Source organism: Arenimonas caeni, assembly GCF_003024235.1.
Taxonomy (GTDB): Bacteria; Pseudomonadota; Gammaproteobacteria; order Xanthomonadales; family Xanthomonadaceae; genus Arenimonas; species Arenimonas caeni.
The window spans coordinates 45,273-64,590 of sequence record NZ_KZ679099.1 but is presented as its reverse complement, the minus strand read 5'-3'; the positions used below and the strand labels follow the sequence as shown (position 1 = coordinate 64,590).

Here is a 19,318-nt window from a genome sequence, read left to right as displayed (position 1 = left end):
GGCCGTGCCGCCGGCGCAACCGCAGGCGCCGGAGCCGCGGCAGGTGCCGGCGCGGGCGCCGGAGCCTGGGCAGGCGCAGCGGCAGGGGCCGCCACCGGCCGGTGCTGCAGCCAGCGCGCCAGCGTCGCTTCCAGCAGGCGGCGATCCACCGGCTTGGAAAGATAGTCGTCCATGCCCGCGTCCAGGCACTTCTGGCGGTCGCCGGCCATGGCGTTGGCGGTCATGGCGATCACCGGCAGGCGCGGCAGGTTGTTGGCCAGCTCGTGCTGGCGCCATTCGCGGGTGGCGGTGTAACCGTCCTTCACCGGCATCTGGCAGTCCATCAGCACCACGTCCAGGTTGCCCTGCACCATGCGCTCGAGCGCCTTCTCGCCGTTCTCGGCAGTTTCGCAGCTCAGGCCCAGCAGGCCCACCAGGCGCTGGGCCACCATCAGGTTCACGGGGTTGTCTTCCACCAGCAGCAGCCGGCCGCGCAGGCGGCCCTTCTGCAGCTCGTCGGCATTGCTGCCGTCGGCGGCCACCAGCACGCGCTCGGGCAGCGGCTCGGGCTCGGTCGGCTCGCCGTGCTGCGGCGCCGGCCCGGCCGAGAGGAAGCCGGTGAGCGCATTGCGCAGCTCGCCGCCACCGATGGCGCGCGGCAGCAGCACGTGCGGGCCCTGGGTGAGTTCGGCGGGGACGGTTTCCTCGCCATGCAGGTAGGCCACGCGCAAATCCTCCAGCTCCGGGGTGCGGCGCACGTTGCGGTGCAGGGCGATCGCCGTGCTGCGCACGCTGTTGAGATCAACCAGCAGCAGGTCGAAGCTCCAGCTGGCGCCACGCTGCAGCGCGGTGCGCAGCTTGGTCAGCGCGTCCTGGGTGGTTTCGGTCTGGGTGAGCGTGGCGCCCCAGCCGGGCGCCGCCTGGCCGATGCGCTGGCGCAGCACCGCGTCGGTGCTCAGCAGCAGCACGCGCGCGCCGTTGAGGTCGGTGCGCTGGCCCTGGATGTCGCCGGCGGCCTTGAGCAGCGGCACCTCGAACCAGAACGTGCTGCCACGGCCGGGTTCGGAGTCCACGCCGATGCTGCCGCCCATCAGGTCGACGATGCGCTTGCAGATCACCAGGCCCAGGCCGGTGCCGCCGTACAGGCGCGTGGTGCTGGCATCGGCCTGGCTGAAGGCGCGGAACAGGCGCGCGTCCTTGGCGATGCCGATGCCGGTGTCGGAGACCTCGAAGCGAAGCTCGTGCTGGCTGCGGCTCTCGCCGCGCCGGCTCACCGACAGCGTCACCGAGCCGCGCTCGGTGAACTTCACGGCGTTGCTCAGCAGGTTGGTCAGCACCTGGCGCAGGCGCACCGGGTCGCCGCGCACGGCCAGGCGCACCGCCGGGTCCATCTGCAGGTGCAGGCGCAGGCCCTTGGACTCGGCGGGCTTCTCCATCAGGCGGATGACCGAGTCGAGCAGCTCGCGCAGGTTGAAGCTGGTGGTCTCGAGCGTGACCTTGTTCGCCTCGAGCTTGGAGTAGTCGAGGATGTCGTCGACGATGCGCTGCATCTGCCGCGCCGAGGTGTAGGCGGTGCGCACGATGTCCTGCTGGTCGGGCTGCAGGCGGCTGCTCATCAGCAGGTCGAGCATGGGGATGATGCCGTTGAGCGGCGTGCGGATCTCGTGGCTCATCGTGGCCAGGAACTCGCCCTTGGCCATCATCGCCGACTCGGCGGCCTGCTTGGCCTCGGTGAGCTCGCGTTCGAGCCGGCGGTGCAGGGCCAGCTCCTCCTGCAGCGCGTTCACTTCGCGGGTCTGTTCGCCGCTGGTCTGGGTGGCCTGTTCGAGCGCGCGGTTGCGCATGTGCACGGCGCGCCAGAAGCCGGCCGCGCCGGCGAAGGCCAGCAGCGCCGCGGCCAGGGCGATGGTCTGCCAGAGCCAGTTGTCGCTGAAGTGGCTCATGGCGGCGGCGATGGCCGCGCCCGCGGCGCCGGCCAGCGCCACCCAGCGCACGATCAGGGCGTCGTTCGGGTTGGGCTTCATCTCAGAGCACCGCCTGCTGGAAGTCGAAGTCCATGTCGCGGTTGGCCTGTTGCACCAGGTTGCCCTGGATGAAGTCGATGCCGCTCATCCACAGCGTGGCGGCGGCCTGGGCGTCCTCGACGCCGTGGCCGATCACCTCCAGGCCGCGGCGGTGGGCCCGGTCGATCAGCACCTTCAGCTCGTCGCGCATCTTCGGGCTCAGCGCGGTGGAGGTGTACTTGCGGGCCAGCTTCACGAAGCCCAGCGGCAGGTCGTCGAACAGGCGGTCGGTGTCGGGGCTGGTTTCGAACTGGCTCAGGCAGAACTGCAGGCCGTCGGCCACCATCGCGTCGCAGAACGGGCGGATGGTGCCGGCGTGGATGGCGGCATCCTCCATGCGCAGTTCCACCACCAGCGAGGTGCCGGGCACGTCGTGCGCGGCCAGCTCGGCCTTGAGCCAGGTGGCCTGGCCCGGGTCGGCCAGCGTCAGCGCCGACTGGGTGACGAACAGGCGCAGCGGCCGGCCCTCGGCGCGGCGGTTGCGGATGAGCGCCAGCGAGGCCTGCATCACCCAACGGTCGATGTCGAGGATGAAATCGCCGCGTTCGGCCAGCGGCACCACTTCGGCCGCCGGCAGCAGCTTGCCGTGCGCGTCGCGCAGGCGCAGCAGCACCTGGAACTGCGACTCGTCGCCGCCGGCCACGGCCACCACCGGCTGGAACAGCAGCTCCAGGCTGTTGCGGGCGATGGCCTCGCGGATCTCGTTCACCAGCGCCGCCTCGCGCGCCGCCTCGGTGGGCTGGGCCGGCTGGTAGCGCTTGATGCCCTTCTCGGTGGTGCGCGCCTCGCGCGCCATGCGCTCGGCCACGTCCAGCATCTCGGCGTCGTCGGTGAAGCGGTGGCGCAGGCTGCAGATGCCCACCGACACGCGCAGGCGCAGCGGGTGGCCCTGCACGTCGAACGGGTGCTGCACCAGGGCCGCGCGCAGCTGCGCCGCGAACGCCTCGAGGCCGGCTTCGTCCGTGCCGTCGTCGAACACCAGGAAGCTGCCGTCGCCGAAGCGCGTGGTGGGGCGCTGGCCGGCCTGTTCGCCCAGCAGCTTGCCGACGCTGGCCAGCAGCTGCTCGAGCACGGTCAGGCCGAGGCGGTCGCGCAGCAGGTTCACGCTTTCGACTTCGAGGAAGAGCACGCCGCCGGCGCTGTGTTCGCCGGCCGCCGCCACCGCCGCCGCCAGCTGCTCGCGCACCTCGGTGCGGTGCAGCAGCCCGGTTTCCGGATGCCGGCCGCCGCGGCGCTGCTGCTTGAGCGCCTGCATGGCGCGGTGGCGGGTGACGCGGTTCTGCACCGCGGCGATCAGGTGCCTGGGCCGGACCGGCTTGGCGATGAAGTCGTCGCCGCCGGCCTCGAGCGTCTCGAACTGGCGGTCGGCGTCGGACTCGCCCGAGAGGAACACGATGGGCGTGTGCAGGAACGGTTCCTGGTCGCGGATCAGCACGGTCAGCTCGATGCCGTTGGCATTGGGCATGTGCAGGTCCATCAGGACCAGGTCGGGGTTGACGCGGTGCAGGGCCTCGAGCACGTCCAGCGGCTCGAGCACCACTTCGGTCTGCATGCCGGCGTTGCGCAGGATGCCTTCGGCGAACAGCGCCTGGTTGCGGTCGTCCTCCACGATCAGCACGCGGAACGGGTCGCCGCCGCCAGGGCTGAGCAGCAGCGCCAGCCGGCGCAGCACTTCGCTGGCATTGGGTTCGACCAGCAGCAGGTCGACGCCGGCGCGCCTGGCATTGAGGCGCAGGTTGATGTCGTCGGCCTCGCTCAGCGCCACCAGCTGGATCGGCTGGTTGCTGCGCTCGCGCGCCGCGCGCACGGTGGCGCCGATGGCATCGAGCTGGGCGGAGAAGCCGGCGTCCACCAGGGCCAGTCGCGCGGGCAGGGCGCCGAGCAGCTCTTCCAGTTCCTCCGGGCTCTCGAGCAGCTCCACTTCGTAGCCGGCGGCCTCCATGCGCTGGTCGAGCTCGAGCGACAGCGGGCCGTGTTCGGTGAGGTGGTAGACGCGCGTGCCCTTGATGACCTCGGCGGCCAGCTCGGCCGTGGCGGGGGCCTTGGCCGGCGTCGGGGCCGACTGGGGTGCGGTGGCCGGCGCAGGCGCGGGCGGACGGGGCGCGGGTGCCGGGTTGGCCGCGGCGGGTGCGGGCGCCGCAGCCGGCTGCGGCTTGGGCTTGCGCGGTTCCGGCGCCGGCGCGGGCGGCGGTGGTTCGGCCACGGGCGTCGCCACGGCGGTGGGCGCGTCCTGGCCCCAGCGGCGCCAGTAGTTGGCCGGCGGGGTTTCGGCCCGGCCGCTCTGGCGCACGGCGCGGGTGGGGGCCAGTTCCGGGGTGGGCTCGGCCAGGCGCGGCACGGCCTGGCCGATGTCCTCGAGCAGGTGCCACAGGCGCTCGCCGGTTTCTGGTTCGGGCAGCGCCTGCTGCTGCAGGGTTTCGTCGAGCAGGGCGTGCAGGCGCAGGAAGTTTTCGCCGGCCTCGTCCAGGCCGTGCCGGTTGCAGGCGTTGCCCAGGTGCAGGGCGTCCTCGTGCAGCAGGGCCAGGCCATTGATGTCCCAGCCGTCCTGCAGGAAGCGGTGCAGGCGACGGCCGATCTTCTCCACCTGGCGGGGCAGGTGGCGCAGGAAGGCAGGTCGGTGTTCGGCGAGTCGTGACTCGTCGTGCGGATTCATCGCGTGGCCCCTGTTTGGCCTTGGATTATGCCCCCGGTGCCCGCGGCTGTCAGGACGGTTCGGTGCATGCCTTCGGGGGCAAACGCTCGGCGACCCGGGCCCAGGACAGTGCGGCGGCTCAGGCCGTGCGCGGCCGCGCGCCGCCGGTGCGTCGCCAGACCCAGCGCGCAAGCCAGTAAACCACCAGCGCGCCGGTGCCCAGCACGCCCAGCAACAGCACGAGCGCCAGCCACGGATAAGCGAACACCAGCGCCAGCGCACCCAGCGCCACGCCGTCCTCGCTGACCGAGGCGGCCCAGTTCGACAGCGGTTCGGGCGAAGCGTTGATCACCGCCCGCGTGCTGGACTTGAGGGCATGCGTGCCCAGGGCCGCGCCGCCGCCCATCACCAGGGCGCCGGTCGAGAGCTGGCCGTCGTCGGAAAGCGCGGCCGCGGCCAGGAAGGCGCCGGCGGGGATGCGCGCCAGGGTCTGTAGCAGGTCCCAGCCCGAATCCACGCCCGGGATCTTGTCGGCGCTGAACTCCACCACCACCAGCGCGCCGGCGGTGCCCAGCACCCAGGGCGAGGTGGTGACGGCCAGGGCCGGGGGCAGGTCCACCCAGCCCATCAGGCCGGCGATGCCGACGCCGAAGACGGTGAGGTAGGCGCGCACGCCGGCCAGGCAGGCCAGGGCCAGCCCGAGGGCGAAGATGTGTGCTTCGGTCATGGCCGTGCTCCCGGAACGTGACACAGTTCACAGTATAGTGCCCCTCCGCCTTGACGCTGGCGGAGCGCGCCCGCTTAAGTTGGGCGGTTGCGCGCCCCGGCGCGCGTCCCGAACGTCACTGTCGCTCCGGAATGAGCTCGCCCCCCGAACGCCATCGCTTCGTCATCGTCCCGCACCGGCCCTATGCCCGGGTGCTCGCGGGCGTTGTGCTGGCCGCCTGGCTCGCCAGCCTGGTGGCGACCTGGTGGATAGCGAGTGAACGGGCGGCGCCCGGCATGTCCAAGCTGCGCGAGGAGCTCGAGCTGACCAGCAAGCGCGCCACCGAGGCCGAGGCCCTGACCCGCCAGCTGCGCCAGAACGTGGCCACCCTGCGCCGCAGCGACCAGATCAGCCGCAGCGCCAACACCGAACTGCAGGCCAGCCTGGCCGAGCGCGAGGAAGAGGTCTCGGCCCTGCGCGCCGACGTCGCCTTCTACGAGCGCCTGGTCGGCGCCACCGGCCAGCGCCGGGGCCTGAGCGTGCACGAGGCCGTGTTCACCCAGGAGGCCGCCGGCACCTGGCGCTATACCGTCACGCTTACCCAGAACCTCAACCGCGGCGCGATCAGCAAGGGCGAAGCGCGGGTGTCGGTGGAGGGCGTCAGCGAGGGTCGCCTGCGGACCCTGGGCTGGGAAGACCTCAAGCAGGAGCCCGGCGCACCCGGCCAGGCGTTTTCGTTCCGCTATTTCCAGCAGCTCGAGGGCAGCGTGATGCTGCCCGAGGGCTTCACCCCCCAACGCGTCCGGGTGCAGCTGCGCTCGGATGGAAGTACCGTGGACCAGGCCTTCCCCTGGCAGGCCCGCAATCCGCGAGGAGAATGACGATGTTCGGCAGCGGCAAGCAAAAGACTCCCCGCCACGGCAATGCCGTGGAAACCTTGGTCGGCCCGCGCGCGGTGATCCGCGGCGACATCCGCTTTTCCGGCGGCCTCTACGTCGAGGGTGCCATCCACGGCAAGGTCCTGGCCGACGACGGCTCGGCCGCCGTGCTCACCATTGCCGAGGACGGCCGCATCGAGGGCGAGGTGCGTGCGCCGGTGGTGGTGATCAGCGGCCAGATGACGGGCGACGTCTACGCCAGCGAGCGGGTCGAACTGGCCGCCAACGCCCGCGTGCAGGGCAACATCCATTACAAGGTGGTGGAGATGGCGGCCGGCGCCACCATCACCGGCCGGCTGATCCACGCCGATGCGCCGCTGGCCCAGCTCACCGGCCCCGACCAGGCCGCCGGCGAGCCGGCGCCCGCCCCGGCCCGGGGCAAGGCCAGGGCGGAGGCCGCGGAAGCTTGAACCCGGGGGCCGCAGGCCCCATCTTTGCGCCATGGAAATGCACCCCAGCTACCAGCAGCTCGACGCCCCGCTCGAGTTCACCGCCGCGGCCGCCAAAAAGGTGTCCGCGCTGATCGCCGAAGAGGGCAATCCCTCGCTCAAGCTGCGCGTGTACATCACGGGCGGCGGCTGTTCGGGCTTCCAGTACGGTTTCGAGTTCGACGAGCAGCAGGCCGAGGACGACCTGGCGCTCGAGCGCGACGGCGTCACCCTGCTGGTCGACCCGCTGAGCCTGCAGTACCTGATGGGTGCCGAGGTGGACTACCGGGAGAGCCTGCAGGGCGCCCAGTTCGTCATCCGCAACCCCAACGCCAAGACCACCTGCGGCTGCGGCAGCAGCTTCTCGGCCTGAGCGCCGCCCCGTGAGCGCCGTCCCGCCCGGCTTCGCCTTCCGCGGCCCGGGCCTGGACCGCGCCGAACTGCTTCGTGACGACCCGGCCGGGCTCGACGCCCGCTGGCCGGGCGCGCGTGTGCTGGTGGTCGACGCCGAGGGCCTGGCCCGCTTCCCGCGCCCGCCGCGGGAAACCGCCCCGGCCACCGGTGCCGAGGCCCTGCCCGGCGACGTGGTGCTGCCCGGCGCCAGCCTGTCCGCCAGCCGCCCGGCCGGGGCCAGCCTGCTGGGCCTGGACGGCGACGACGCCTGGTTCGTGCTGCCGCACGAGGCCCTGGCCGAAGAGCTGCCGGGGCGGCTGGGGCTGCGCGAGGCCGCCGCGAGCTGGCCGGCGCTGCCGGCCGCGGCCCTGGCGCAGGCCCGGGCCCTGGTCTACTGGCAGCAGCGCCACCGCTTCTGCGGGGCCTGCGGCCAGCCGGTGCGGCTTGCGCGCGCCGGCTATTGCGGCCGCTGCGAGGGCTGCGGGCTCGAACACTATCCGCGCACCGACCCGGCGGTGATCGTCGCGGTCAGCGACGGCACGCGGCTGCTGCTGGGCCGGCAGGCCAGCTGGCCTGCCGGGCGCTGGTCGGTGCTGGCCGGCTTCGTCGAGCCGGGGGAGTCGCTCGAGCAGGCCATCGCCCGCGAGGTGATGGAAGAAGCCGCGGTGCCCGTGCGTTCGACCCGCTACGCGGCCTCCCAGCCCTGGCCCTTCCCGGGCTCGCTGATGGTGGGCTTCCATGCCGAGGGCGAGCCGGTGGAGCCGCGGGTCAGCGACGAGCTCGAACAGGCGCGCTGGTTCTCGAAGGCCGACATCGAGGCGGGCGTGGCTTCGGGCGAACTCAAGCTCTCGCCGCGGCTGTCGATCTCCCGGACCCTGATTGAGGAATGGCTGGCCCAACAGGGCTAGAATCGGGCCATGTCCGCCGCCCTCATCGCCGTCGTCATTTCGCTGCTGCTGGGGCACGTGTTCCCGTCGCTGCCGCTGCTGCGGCGCTACGACTGGTTCGTCGGCTGGCTGAACTGGCTGGCCCGCCAGACCGGCGGCGACTGGCCCAACAAGGTCGGCCTGCTGCTGGCCGTCGGCCTGCCGCTGCTGGTGCTGGGCGCGGTGCAGTTCTTCATCGACGACCTGTTCTACGGCTTGCCGGCCTTCTTCCTGACGCTGCTGGCGCTGCTCTACGCCTGGGGACCGCGCGACCTCGACCTCGATGTCGAGGCGGTGATCGAGGCGCGCGGCAACGAAGCGCGCTGCGAGGCGGCGCGCGCGCTGTTCCCCACCGGCGGCGAGCCGGCCTGCGAGGGCCCGGCCCTGGTGGAGGCGGTGTTCCGCTGCGCGCTGTGGCGCTGGTTCGGCGTGCTGTTCTGGTTCCTGGTGGCGGGCGCGGTCGGCGCCATCGGCTACCGGCTGGTGTCGCTGTGCGCGCAGGGCGAGGCCCGGCGCAGCCTGCCGGCCGGCCAGCGCGGCGTGGCGCGCACGGCGCTGCTGGTGCTCGACTGGCCGGTGGCCCAGCTGATGACCTTCGCGATGGCCCTGGCCGCCGATTTCGACCGCGTGGTCGGCGCCTGGCGCGACTGGCACGCCGACGGCGGCCTGCGCCTGGACCATGGTTTCCTCGGCGCCGCCGCGCGCGCCTCGGTGGCCAGCGAGCTGGCCGAGGAAGAAGCCTATTCGGTCGACGGCCCCGCACAGGCGCCGGCCCTGCTCGAGCTGCGCGATGCGATGAGCCTGGTCTGGCGGATCCTGCTGCTGTGGCTGGGCGTGCTGGCCCTGCTGGTACTCGCGGGCTGGGCCACCTGACGACCTGGGGTCGGAGGTAATTTCCGCTGCCCGCAGGCTGCGGGGTCGGAGGTAATTTCCGCGCAGCGGAAATTACCTCCGACCCCAAGTCGTCTGTCCCCTTTTCTCAGGCGAGCGGGGCGAGGAACTCGAAGCCGGGCAGGTTCCGCACCACGCCGTAGCCCAGCACGATCGCCACCCACAGCCAGGGGCTGGAAATGCGCCCCAGCACCGGCTCGAGCCTGGCCGGGCCGCGGCCCAGGGCGCGCAGCACCAGCAGCAGGCCGATCGGGCCGCCGATGAGCAGCAGGGCGTTCATGGACAGCGCGCGGCCCAGCTCGAGGTGAACCAGCGCATGCATCGCGCGGGTGGAGCCGCAGGCGGGGCAGAGCAGCCCCGTCACCTGGTAGAAGATGCAGCCCAGGAACGGGCTGCCTTCGGCATTGGGATCGAAGGTCCGCAGCATCCACACGCCCAGCGCGGTGGTTGGCGCCAGCAGCGCCAACCACCACAGGTGCATCTTCGAGATCGGAACCTTGCGATCCATCGGTGCCCCGGCCTCAGCGCACCATGTTCTGCAGGTAGTCGTCGGCGATGATGCCCATCACGTTCAGGATGATCAGGATGATCCAGAGCACGAAGGTCACCGCGGCGAAGATCGTGGTGACCAGGCTCCAGGTCTTGGCGTTGTCGGAGGCCGTCTTGGCGCCCTGGTAATCACCCTGCGCCAGCAGCGTGTTGACCTTGTTGGCGAAGACGATCGCCGGGATGCCGGGGGCCAGGCCGAGCGGCAGGCAGCAGCAAGCCAGGATGCTGATGATGGTGGCGACGACGGTCGAGATGATCGCCCAGGCCATGTGGTTGGGCGGCGGCGGCAGCACGTCCGAACCGCTGGCGGGCGCGCTGTAGGCCGGCGCGGCGGCCGGAGGCGGCGAGGGCGGCGCGACGCTGAGGGCGGCGCCGCAGCTGGCGCAGACGGTCGCGCCGTCGACGTTCAGGTGACCACAGTTGGTGCAATTCATGACTTCCCCTGGAAATGGCCGCGATGGCCAAGGGCGGCCTCGCGTCCGGGAAAGCTAGCCGCGCGGGGCACGGGCGTCAATTGAAACCGCACGATTCCGCGCACTGCGCTGCTTCAGCGCAGGTCGCCGCGCAATTCGCGCACCCGCGCCTCCAGCGAGGCCGCGTTGGCAGCCTCGCCCGGCACCGGCGGATCCGCCACCAGGCCCACCGCCGCGCGCAGGCGGCGCGGCACCCGCAGGCGGCCCAGGCGGCTGTCGCGCTTGCTCCACATGCTGTCCCACAGGCCGGTCAGCGCCATCGGCACCACCGGCACCGGGTTGGCGGCGAGGATGCGCTCGACGCCGCCCTTGAAGGGGGCGATCTCGCCGTCCTTGGTGAGCGCGCCCTCGGGGAAGATGCACACCAGCTCGCCCGCCGCCAGCGCCGCCTGCACTTCGGCGAACGCGGCCTCGAGCACCTCCGGGTCTTCCTTCGCGCCGGCGATGGGGATGGCGCGGTGCGCGCGGAACACCCAGTTCATGCCGGGGATGCGGAAGATCTTGTAGTACATGACGAAGCGGATCGGCCGCGGCACGGCGGCGCTGATCACCAGCGGATCCATGTAGCTGACGTGGTTGCACACCAGCAGGGCCGGGCCTTCGTCAGGCACGTTGTCCTCCACGCCGGCGATGCGCAGGCGGTAGAACAGCGAGACGTAGATCCAGGCCAGGAAGCGCAGGAAGAACTCCGGCACCAGGCCGAAGATCAGGACCGACACGGCGGCATTGGCGATCGCCAGCGCCAGGAACAGCTCGGGGATCGACAGGCCCGGCAGCGGCAGGGTGGTGCCGGCCAGGGTCAGCGACTCACGCTGCAGCAGCACGCCCAGCATCGCCGCCAGCACGATGAAGAAGGCGTTCTGGATGTTGACGCCGGCGATCACGCGCGAGAGCTCCTCGCGCGGCGTGCGGCTCTGCACCAGGGCGAACAGCGGCACGATGAACAGACCGGCGAACAGGCCGATGCCGGTGAGGTCGGCGATGATGCGCCAGTTGCCGCCGGCCACGAATTCGCGCACGGTCAGGCCGCTGGCCAGGGCCGGGCCGGGCTGGGCGAAGTAGAGGTCGGCGCAGAAGGCGGTCATGCCGATCGCGCCCAGCGGCACCAGGCCGATCTCGATGGTGCGGCGGCTGAGCTTCTCGCACAGCAGCGAGCCCACGCCCGTGCCCACCGAGAACAGCACGAAGCAGAACAGGTAGAGCGTGTTGCCGCCGCCCAGGAACAGCTCGGCATAGGCCGGCAGCTGCGCGGTGAGCACGGTGCCGACGAACCAGAACCAGGAGATGCCGAGGATGGCGTTGCGCACGGCCGGCTGCCTGCGGGCCAGGCGCAGGGCCTTGAGCGACTCGGGGAAGGGGTTCCAGTTGATCTTCAGGTCCGGCGCCGAGGCCTCGACCCGCGGCACCAGCCGGCTGATGAGGTTGCCGGTGATCGCCAGCAGCACGATGGCCGCCGCCGCGGCCTCGGGCCCGGCCTCGCCGGCGACCACGAAGATCAGGCCGCCGAAGATCATGCCCAGCAGGATCGACATCGACGTGCCCATCTCGACCAGGCCGTTGCCGCCGGTCAGCTCCTCGGGCTTGAGCACGCTGGGCAGGATCGAATACTTCACCGGCCCGAACAGGGTCGACTGAAGGCCCGTGCCGAACAGCGCCACCAGCAGCAGCGGCATGTTGCCCAGCAGGAAGCCGACGGCCGCGATCGACATGATGCCGATCTCCATGGCTGTGGTGATGCGGATCAGCCGCTGTTTCTCGAGCTTCTCGGCGATCTGGCCGGCGATGCCGGAGAACAGGAAGTAGGGAAGGATGAACAGCGCCGGCGCCAGGTTGGTGTAGAGCGTGCGCTCCCCGACCGACACGCCCAGGAAGAACAGCAGCCCGATGATCGCCTGCCGGTACACGTTGTCGTTGAACGCGCCGAGCGACTGCACCAGGAAAAACGGCAGGAACCGCCGCTGCCCCAACAACTCGAACTGGTTGTGCGCCATTACCCCTCCACCCCCGAACCGGGGACAGGGAACATTAACCAAGAAAGGGGGTCAGGTTCACTTCCGGCGAAGGCCGGAAGTGAACCTGACCCCCTTTCTTGAAAAAGAAGGGGCCGGTTGCCCGGCCCCTTCGGGGTGTTGCCTTGCGGTGGCGTCAGAACTGCTTCTGGACGTTGACCAGCACGCCGTGGTCCTCACTGTCGCCGCCGAGCTGGCCGCGGTACTCGAGGCGCCAGTTCCAGCCGCTGTCGGTGTCGAACAGCGCGCCCAGGCCGGCCACGAAGCGGTTGCGGTCGAAGCGGCTGGCGGCCACGCCGTAGGTCGGGCCGCCGGGCAGGTCGGCATAGCCCATCCCGGCGGTGGTGCGGCCCGAGAAGTCCTGCTGGTACTCCAGCCGCAGCTGCGGCGTGAAGCTGCCCCAGGCCACGTCGCGGCGCCAATCCAGGCGCAGGCCCAGGGTGCCGATGCTGGTGTCGACGTCCATCGGCGCATAGGCCAGCGCGAGGATCGGGTGGCCGGTCTCGACGTAGCCGTCGAGTTCGGCGCGGGCCATGTCGTAGCGCAGGTAGGGCGCCAGGCGCAGGCCGCCGCGGTCGATCTCCGAGCCGGCGGTCACCGAGGCGAACCACTGGTCGCCGTCGCGACGGCCGCCGACGAAGCCGCCCGCGCCCGTCAGGTAGCGGCGCAGGTCGAAGCGCAGGTCCTGCACGCCCACGACGCCGTCCACGAACATGCGCTGCCCCGGGTGCCAGCTGGCATACAGCGCCAGGGTGCGGGCATCGCCCTCGATGCGGCTGCCGTTGCGGCCCACCAGCACTTCGTCCTGGCCCCAGCCGAAGCCCGCGCCGATCGCGAAGCCGTCGTTGACGCGGTAGTCCACGCCGGCGCTGATGCCGTCGGTCTCGAAGTCCAGCTCCGGACGACCGGCGCGGCCGTCGAGCGAACCCGAGCGGATCATGCCGCCCACCCAGGCGCCCCAGGGGCTGGCCTGGCCATCGGCGCTGGCCGAGGCGCTGGCCGACGGGTCGCGCAGGCCATTGGCGGCGGTCGCGTCGTCCTCGGCGCAGCCGTCGAGCGTGCGCCCGACCAGCGGCTCGAGGCAGCGCGGATCGGCCGCGAACGACAGGTTGTTGCGACTGCCGCCACCACCGCGGTGCAGCTGCTCGAGCCGCTGCTGGAAGTTGGCGATCTGCCCGGTCGCGAAGCGGCGGGTGGATTCAGCCTGGCCGTCGATCAGGCCCATGACCTCCGGATCCAGCGACGGATCCGGGCGCGGCTCGACCGTCACCTGCAGCGTGGTCACCGCCGAGGTGGCGAAGGCGTTGCTGACCGTGAACTGCACCGTGGCCAGGCCCTCGAAGGCCGGGTCCGGGGTGAAGGTGAGCAGGAAGCCGCTGCCGCCCGCGGCCACGGTGGCCGTGCCCGAGCCGGCCGGGGAGATGGCGATGATGTCGGCGGCGGTGAACGGCCCGCCGGTCGCACCGGCGGTGATGTCCACCGTCACCGGCGTGGCCGGCGGCGTGGTGACCGACTGCGCCACCGGCATCGGCAGCGGGTTGACCGTCACCGTCACCGTGGCCGGGGCCGAGGTGCCGCCCGGACCGGTCGCCGCGTAGGTGAAGCTGACGGTCGGCGGGGCCAGGGCGGGCGCGGTGTAGAGGATGTCCAGGCCCGAGACCACCGCCGTGCCTTCCGTGGGCGGCGTGATGATGGCGACGCTGGTGATCGGCGCCACGCTGGTGTCGTTGGCGGTGACCGCGATCGTCACCGCTTCGCCGGCCAGCACCGTGGCCGTGTCGTCCACCGCCACCGGCGGGGCGTACACGATCTCCAGCGTATAGGCCCGGCTACCCGTGCCCGCGGTGCCGGTGGTGCTGTCGGTGGCCGTCACGGTGAAGTCGAAATTGCCCTGCACCGTCGGCGTGCCGGTCAGCGCACCCGCCGGCGACAGCGTCAGGCCGTCCGGCAGTGCGCCGGTGGTGACGTCGAAGCTGTAGGGCGCGTTGCCGCCGGTGGCGCCGAGCGTCTGGTTGTAGGCCACGCCGACGATGCCCGAGGGCAGCGAGGCCGGGGTGACCGAAAGCACCGGCACCGCCGTCACCAGGGTGTAGTCGCGGCTGCCGGTCTGGCCGTTGGCGTCGGTGGCCGTGACGGTGAAGGCGAAGCTGCCGCTGGCGGTCGGCGTGCCCGAGAGCGCGCCGCCCGTCGAAAGCGTCAGGCCCGGCGGCAGGGCGCCGGCGCTGACCGCGAAGCCGTACGGACCGATGCCGCCGTTGGCGGTGAGCGTGGCCGCGTAGGCCTCGCCCGCGATGCCGTTGGCCAGCGTCGCCGGGTCGACCACGATGGTCGGGGCCGGCACGTCGATGGTGTAGTTCTGCGCGATCGAGAACGGCGCGCCGGCACCGGTGAGCATCGTGTCGGTGGCCGTCACGGTGACCGGGTAGCTGCCCGGCGCCACCGGCGTGCCCGACAGCGTGTTGCCGCTGAAGCTCATGCCCGCCGGCAGCGTGCCGGTGAGCGCGTAGCTGAAGCTGCCCGAGCCGCCGCCGGCGGTGAACACCTGCGAGAACGCCGCACCGTAGGGCGCGCTGAGCGTGCCCGGGGCCGGCGTCATCGTCAGGGTCGGCGCCGCCACGGTGACCGTGTAGGCGCGGCTGCCGGTCTGGCCGAAGTTGTCGGTGGCCGTCACGGTGAAGTTGAACGTGCCCACTTCATTCGTGGTGCCCGACAGCGTGCCGCCCGGGGCCAGCGTAATGCCGCTGGGCAGCGCGCCGGCGGTGACCGCGAAGCTGTAGGGCGCGAGGCCGCCGCTGGCCGTGATCACCTGGTTGTAGGCGGTCGAGACCACCGGATCGGGCAGGGTCGCCGGATCAACCACGATGACCGGCGCCGGCACGTCGATGGTGTAGTTCTGCGCGATGGTGAACGGCGCGCCGGTGCCGGTGCTGCCGGTGTCGGTGGCCGTCACGGTGACCGGGTAGCTGCCCGGCGCCGTCGGCGTGCCCGACAGCGTGTTGCCGCTGAAGGACAGGCCCGCCGGCAGCGCGCCGGTGAGCGCGTAGCTGTAAGGACCGATGCCGCCGCTGGCGCTGAAGGACTGCGAGAACGCGGCGCCGTAGGGCGCGTTGAGCGTGCCCGGGGCCGGCGTCATCGCCAGCGTGGGCGCCGCCACCGTCAGCGCGAAGCTCTGGCCGACGCTGTACGGGCCATTGCCGGTGCTGCTGTCGGTGGCCGAGACGTTGAGGTTGAACGTGCCCGCCTGGGTCGGCGTGCCCGAGATCGTCACCGTGTTGGCCGTGGTGCCGGTGATCGACAGGCCCGCCGGCAGGTTGGTGACCTGGTAGCCCGACCACGGCTGCGCGCCGCCGTTGAAGGTGAAGGTCTGGGTGTACGGCGACGCCACCGCGGCCGCGAAGCCACCGCTGGGCGTGATGGTGATGATCGGGTCGTTCACCGTCACCGACACCGTCGCCGGCGCCGAGGTGCCGCCGGTGTTGGTGGCGGTGTAGACGAAGCTGTCCGGGCCCGCGTAGCCGGCGTTCGGCTGGTAGGTGATGGTCAGGCCGCTGACGGTCGCGGTGCCGTTGCTCGCCGGCGAGGTGATCGCCAGCGAGGTCGGCGCGCCGCCGGTGATGTTCAGCGCGACCGGGTTGGCGCCCGAGCCGTAGGCCACGGTGGTCGAGGAATTGTTGGCCACCGGCGGGACGTCGATCACCGTGATCGCATAGGACTGCGTCGCGGTGTACGGGCCGGTGCCGGTGCTCGAGTCGGTGGCGGTGATGCTGAAGTTGAAGCTGCCCAGCGCCGACGGCGTGCCGGTGATGGCGCCCGTCGACGGGTTGAGCGTGAGGCCGCCCGGCAGCGCGCCGGCGGTGACGGCGTAGCTGTAGGGCGCCGTGCCGCCGCTGGCCGCGGTGATCGAGGCCGAGTAGGCCTGGCCCAGCGTGCCGCCCGCCAGCGCGGTGGCCGGCAGGGTGATCGTCGGCGGCGCGATCACCACCGAGTACGCCTGGCTGCCGCTGAACGGGCCCGGGAACGGGCTCGAGTCGTTGGCGGTGATGGTGAAGTTGAAGGTGCCGCCCGCGGTGGGCGTGCCCGAGAGCACGCCGCCCGGGCTGAGCGTCAGGCCGGCAGGCAGGCTGCCCGCCGTCACGGCGAACGAGTAGGGCGCGACGCCGCCGCTGGCGGTGACGGTCTGGCTGTAGGCCGCGGCCACGGTGCCGCCCGGCAGCGAGGCCGGCGACACCGTCACCGGCACGTCGTCGTTGGTGATGGTGCCGACGCCTTGGTTGTCGGAGATGGTGGCGTTGACCGCACCGCTGAGGTTCACGAAGAAGATTTCGTTGGCCTCGGGGATGGTCTCGCCGATCACCGGCACGGAGATGGTCTGGGTGGTGGTGCCGGCGGGGAAGGTCAGCGTGCCGCTGGTGGCGGTGTAGTCGGCTGGCTGCGTGGCCGTACCGTCGGCCGTGGCGTAGTTCACCGACACCGTCTGGCCGCTGGCGGCGCTCAGGCTCACGGTGAACACCGCGTTGACCGTGCCGGCATTGCCCTCGACCACGCTGACATCGTTGATCGACAGGCTCGGCAGCGGATCGTCGTTGACGATGGTGCCCACGCCCTGGCCGTCGGTCACCACCGCGTTGACCACATTGGTGACGTTGACGAAGAAGGTCTCGCTGGGCTCGTTGAGCGTATCGCCGTTGACCTGCACCGTGAAGGTGTAGGTGCTGCTGCCGGCCGGGATGGTCTGGCCGGTGAGGCTGTTGGCGACGTAGTCCACGCCCGCCGTGGCGGTGCCGTTGGCGGTGGCGATGTCGAAGGTGACGCCGCCCGGACCCGCCGGGGCGCTCAGGCTCACCGTGAAGGTGAAGTTGGTGGTGCCGGCATTGCCCTCGTTGGCGGTGACGTCGTTGATCGACAGGTTCGGCAGGTCGTCGTTGAGGATGGTGCCGGTGGCGCTGTTGGGCACGCCCACGGTGTAACCGGCGCCGGCGGCGAGGGTCAGGATGACGGTCTCGTCGGCCTCGATGGTGGCGTCGGCGGTCGGGTTGACGGTGATCGTGCCCGTCGTGTTGCCGGCGGGGATGACCAGCGGCGAGGCAATCGTCGCGTAGTCGGTGCCGTTGGTCGCGGTGCCGCCGATGGTGTAGTTCACCGTCGTCGCCGCGCCCGGGTTGGCCTGGTTCAGGGTGACCGTGTAGACCAGGTTCGGCGCGCCGTCCTCGGCCACGGCCGCCGGGGAGACCGAGATGGTCGCGGTCGGCACGTCGTCGTTGAGGATGGTGCCGGTGGCGCTGGCGGGCGCGCCGACGGTATAGCCGGTGCCGGCGGCGACGGTGAGCGTCACCGTCTCGTCAAGCTCGACCGTGCCGTCCACCGTCGGGTCGATGACGATGGTGGCGGTGGTGGCGCCGGCCGGGATGGTGACGTTGGCCACGCCGCCGGTGTAGTCGACGCCCGAAGTGGCGGTGCCCGAGGTGGTGATGTTGACCACCGTCGGCGAGCTCAGGTTGAGGCTGCGGGTGACGGTGAAGGTGAGGTTGGTGGCGCCGTCCTCGCTGACCGAGGCCGGCGAGACCGCGATCGACACCGACGGCGGCGGCGACACGGTGAGCGTGAAGTTTTCGAGCTCGAAATACACACCCGGGCCGGTGCTGGCGTCGGTGACGCGCAGGCTGACCGGGTAGTTGCCCGGCGCCGCGGCCGTGGTGCCGCTGACCAGGCCGCTGGAACTGATGCTGATGCCGGCCGGGAAGCTGCCGGTCTCGAGCTGGTAGGTGTGCGGCGCGACGCCGCCGCTGGCGACCAGCTGCTGGCTGAAGGCCACGTTCTGCACGGCGGTGGCCGACACCGGCGAAATCGAAAGCGTCGGCGAGGCGACCGTGCCGTTGTAGGCCTTGTCGACGAACTGGGCCGTCGGCGTGGTGCTGTCGGTGGCGCGCACGGTGAAGGCGTAGCCGCCGCGCTGGGTGGGCGTGCCGCTGATCACGCCGCCCGAGGTCAGGCTCAGGCCCACCGGCAGGGGGCCGGACTGCAGCGTGTAGATGTAGGGTGCGGTGCCGCCGCTGGAGGTCAGCGTCTGCGAAAAGGGCGTGCCCGCGGTCATGGCCGGCAGGTTGGCCGGGCTGACGATGATGGCCGAGGTCGGCGCGGCGATGTTCACCGTGACGGTGATCTCGTCGCTGAAGTCATCGAGCACCACGAAGGTGTCCGTACCGCCGCCGGGCGGGGTGGATCCGTTGTGCACGTAGGTGTAGCCGTTGACCGGCGAGCCCACTTCGCTGGTGCTGCCGTGGGCCGGCGCGACTGACACCACGCCGAGGCCGAAGTCGTGGCAGGTGGAGAGATCCACGTAGACCGAGCCACCCCAGGCAACGTTGACGTTGCGCGTGGCGCAACCGGGGTAGGTGGACGGTGCAGCCGCCGCCAGCGACGACCAGAACAGGCCGGCGATCAGCAGCAGGCCGGCCAGCAGGCCAATGCGGTGGCGTGCGGCGTCGGCGCGGCGGCGCGGCGCGGTGGGTGCCTCGGACATCTCGGATTCTCCCCTGTGGATGGTCGGCCAGGCGGTGCTGGCCAGCCAGGCTCCGGGGTCAACGCGACCGACGGGCCCGAGCGGCCAAGGTAGCCCAAGCCCGGGAACGGCGCCAGAGAACCCCGTCATGCTTCGCTGCAGCATGGCCGCCTCCATCGCGGCCCTTGTGCCGGCCCGGCCGGGGCGGCAAAGTGGACGCCGGGCCCTCGCCGACGGGGGTCGCCAGACAGCGGCCAGCCGGCGCGCTGGCCTTCAGGGGGAAGGGACAATGAGCGAGTTTTTCATCGGCCAGGTCATGATGACCGGCTTCAACTTCGCGCCGAAGTTCTGGGCGCTGTGCAACGGCCAGTTGCTGCCGATCAACCAGAACCAGGCCCTGTTCTCGCTGCTGGGCACCCAGTACGGCGGCAACGGCACCACCAATTTCGCGCTGCCCGACCTGCGCAGCCGTACGCCGATCGGCTACGCCTCCTCGGTCGACCCGAGCTGGCAGCCGCCGTCGGTGCAGATCGGCCAGGCCTCGGGCGTCGAGAACGTCACCCTGCTCTCGACCAACCTTCCGGCGCACGCGCACACGGCCAACGCCTCCACGACGGCCGGCACCGCGCGCAACCCCGGCAATGCCACGTTTGCTTCCACAACGGTGGCTCCGCTGCTGGGTCCGTCCAACGGGGCCCTGGTGCCACTGCGTTCGGACACCATCGCGCCCAGCGGCGGCAACCAGCCGCATCCGAACCTGCAGCCCTACAGCGTGATCAATTTCTGCATCGCGATCAGCGGCATCTTCCCTTCGCGCAACTGACCGGACCGG

The 19,318-nt window shown here is 71.5% G+C and carries 13 protein-coding genes; 6 read left to right on the top strand and 7 right to left on the bottom strand.

Going from position 1 to position 19,318, the window contains the following annotated elements; genetic code table 11:
- The 3 genes from C6N40_RS12510 to C6N40_RS12500 form a co-directional block, all read right to left on the bottom strand.
- On the bottom strand, window positions 1-2,003 hold a 2,003-nt coding region (locus C6N40_RS12510; protein WP_240183525.1), incomplete at its 3' end, for an ATP-binding protein.
- Window position 2,004: 1 nt separating this feature from the next.
- On the bottom strand, window positions 2,005-4,695 hold the full coding sequence (locus C6N40_RS12505) for an EAL domain-containing protein (RefSeq protein WP_106991366.1): 2,691 nt from the start codon (window positions 4,693-4,695) through the stop codon (window positions 2,005-2,007).
- A 118-nt stretch (window positions 4,696-4,813) separates the two neighbouring features.
- On the bottom strand, window positions 4,814-5,401 hold the full coding sequence (locus C6N40_RS12500; protein WP_106991365.1) for a DUF4126 domain-containing protein: 588 nt from the start codon (window positions 5,399-5,401) through the stop codon (window positions 4,814-4,816).
- Window positions 5,402-5,532: 131 nt separating this feature from the next.
- On the opposite strand from C6N40_RS12500, the gene C6N40_RS12495 reads away from it, so the two are divergent.
- The 5 genes from C6N40_RS12495 to C6N40_RS12475 are packed head-to-tail and all read left to right on the top strand — an operon-like array spanning window position 5,533 to window position 8,938.
- On the top strand, window positions 5,533-6,261 hold the full coding sequence (locus C6N40_RS12495; RefSeq protein WP_106991364.1) for a DUF6776 family protein: 729 nt from the start codon (window positions 5,533-5,535) through the stop codon (window positions 6,259-6,261).
- Between the two features lie 2 nt (window positions 6,262-6,263).
- A complete protein-coding gene (locus C6N40_RS12490) occupies window positions 6,264-6,728 on the top strand; it encodes a bactofilin family protein (RefSeq protein WP_106991363.1) in 465 nt (154 codons plus the stop codon).
- Window positions 6,729-6,759: 31 nt separating this feature from the next.
- Window positions 6,760-7,119: an iron-sulfur cluster insertion protein ErpA gene (gene erpA, locus C6N40_RS12485; RefSeq protein WP_106991362.1), complete on the top strand. Its 360-nt coding sequence runs from the start codon at window positions 6,760-6,762 to the stop codon at window positions 7,117-7,119.
- Between the two features lie 10 nt (window positions 7,120-7,129).
- Window positions 7,130-8,047, top strand: a complete 918-nt coding sequence (gene nudC / locus C6N40_RS12480; RefSeq protein ID WP_106991361.1) for an NAD(+) diphosphatase — start codon at window positions 7,130-7,132, stop codon at window positions 8,045-8,047.
- Between the two features lie 9 nt (window positions 8,048-8,056).
- Window positions 8,057-8,938 carry a hypothetical protein gene (locus tag C6N40_RS12475; protein WP_106991360.1) on the top strand — a complete coding sequence of 294 codons (882 nt, stop codon included), beginning with the start codon at window positions 8,057-8,059 and terminating at the stop codon, window positions 8,936-8,938.
- Between the two features lie 106 nt (window positions 8,939-9,044).
- On the opposite strand, the gene C6N40_RS12470 is transcribed toward C6N40_RS12475, so the two are convergent.
- The 4 genes from C6N40_RS12470 to C6N40_RS12455 all read right to left on the bottom strand — a co-directional run bounded on the left by C6N40_RS12470 (window position 9,045) and on the right by C6N40_RS12455 (window position 18,507).
- Entirely contained in the window at window positions 9,045-9,464 is a 420-nt protein-coding gene (locus C6N40_RS12470) for a DUF2752 domain-containing protein (RefSeq protein WP_240183524.1), read from the bottom strand.
- Window positions 9,465-9,477: 13 nt separating this feature from the next.
- Window positions 9,478-9,939 carry a CD225/dispanin family protein gene (locus C6N40_RS12465; RefSeq protein WP_106991359.1) on the bottom strand — a complete coding sequence of 154 codons (462 nt, stop codon included), beginning with the start codon at window positions 9,937-9,939 and terminating at the stop codon, window positions 9,478-9,480.
- Between the two features lie 113 nt (window positions 9,940-10,052).
- A complete protein-coding gene (locus C6N40_RS12460) occupies window positions 10,053-11,969 on the bottom strand; it encodes an MFS transporter (protein WP_106991358.1) in 1,917 nt (638 codons plus the stop codon).
- Between the two features lie 154 nt (window positions 11,970-12,123).
- The gene (locus C6N40_RS12455) at window positions 12,124-18,507 is read right to left on the bottom strand and encodes a putative Ig domain-containing protein (RefSeq protein WP_162782219.1); all 6,384 of its coding nucleotides are present in this window, start codon (window positions 18,505-18,507) and stop codon (window positions 12,124-12,126) included.
- Between the two features lie 268 nt (window positions 18,508-18,775).
- Between C6N40_RS12455 and C6N40_RS12450 the strand changes: the two genes are divergently transcribed.
- Window positions 18,776-19,309, top strand: coding sequence for a phage tail protein (locus C6N40_RS12450; RefSeq protein WP_106991356.1), 534 nt, complete (start codon window positions 18,776-18,778; stop codon window positions 19,307-19,309).
- Window positions 19,310-19,318: the final 9 nt, after the last annotated feature.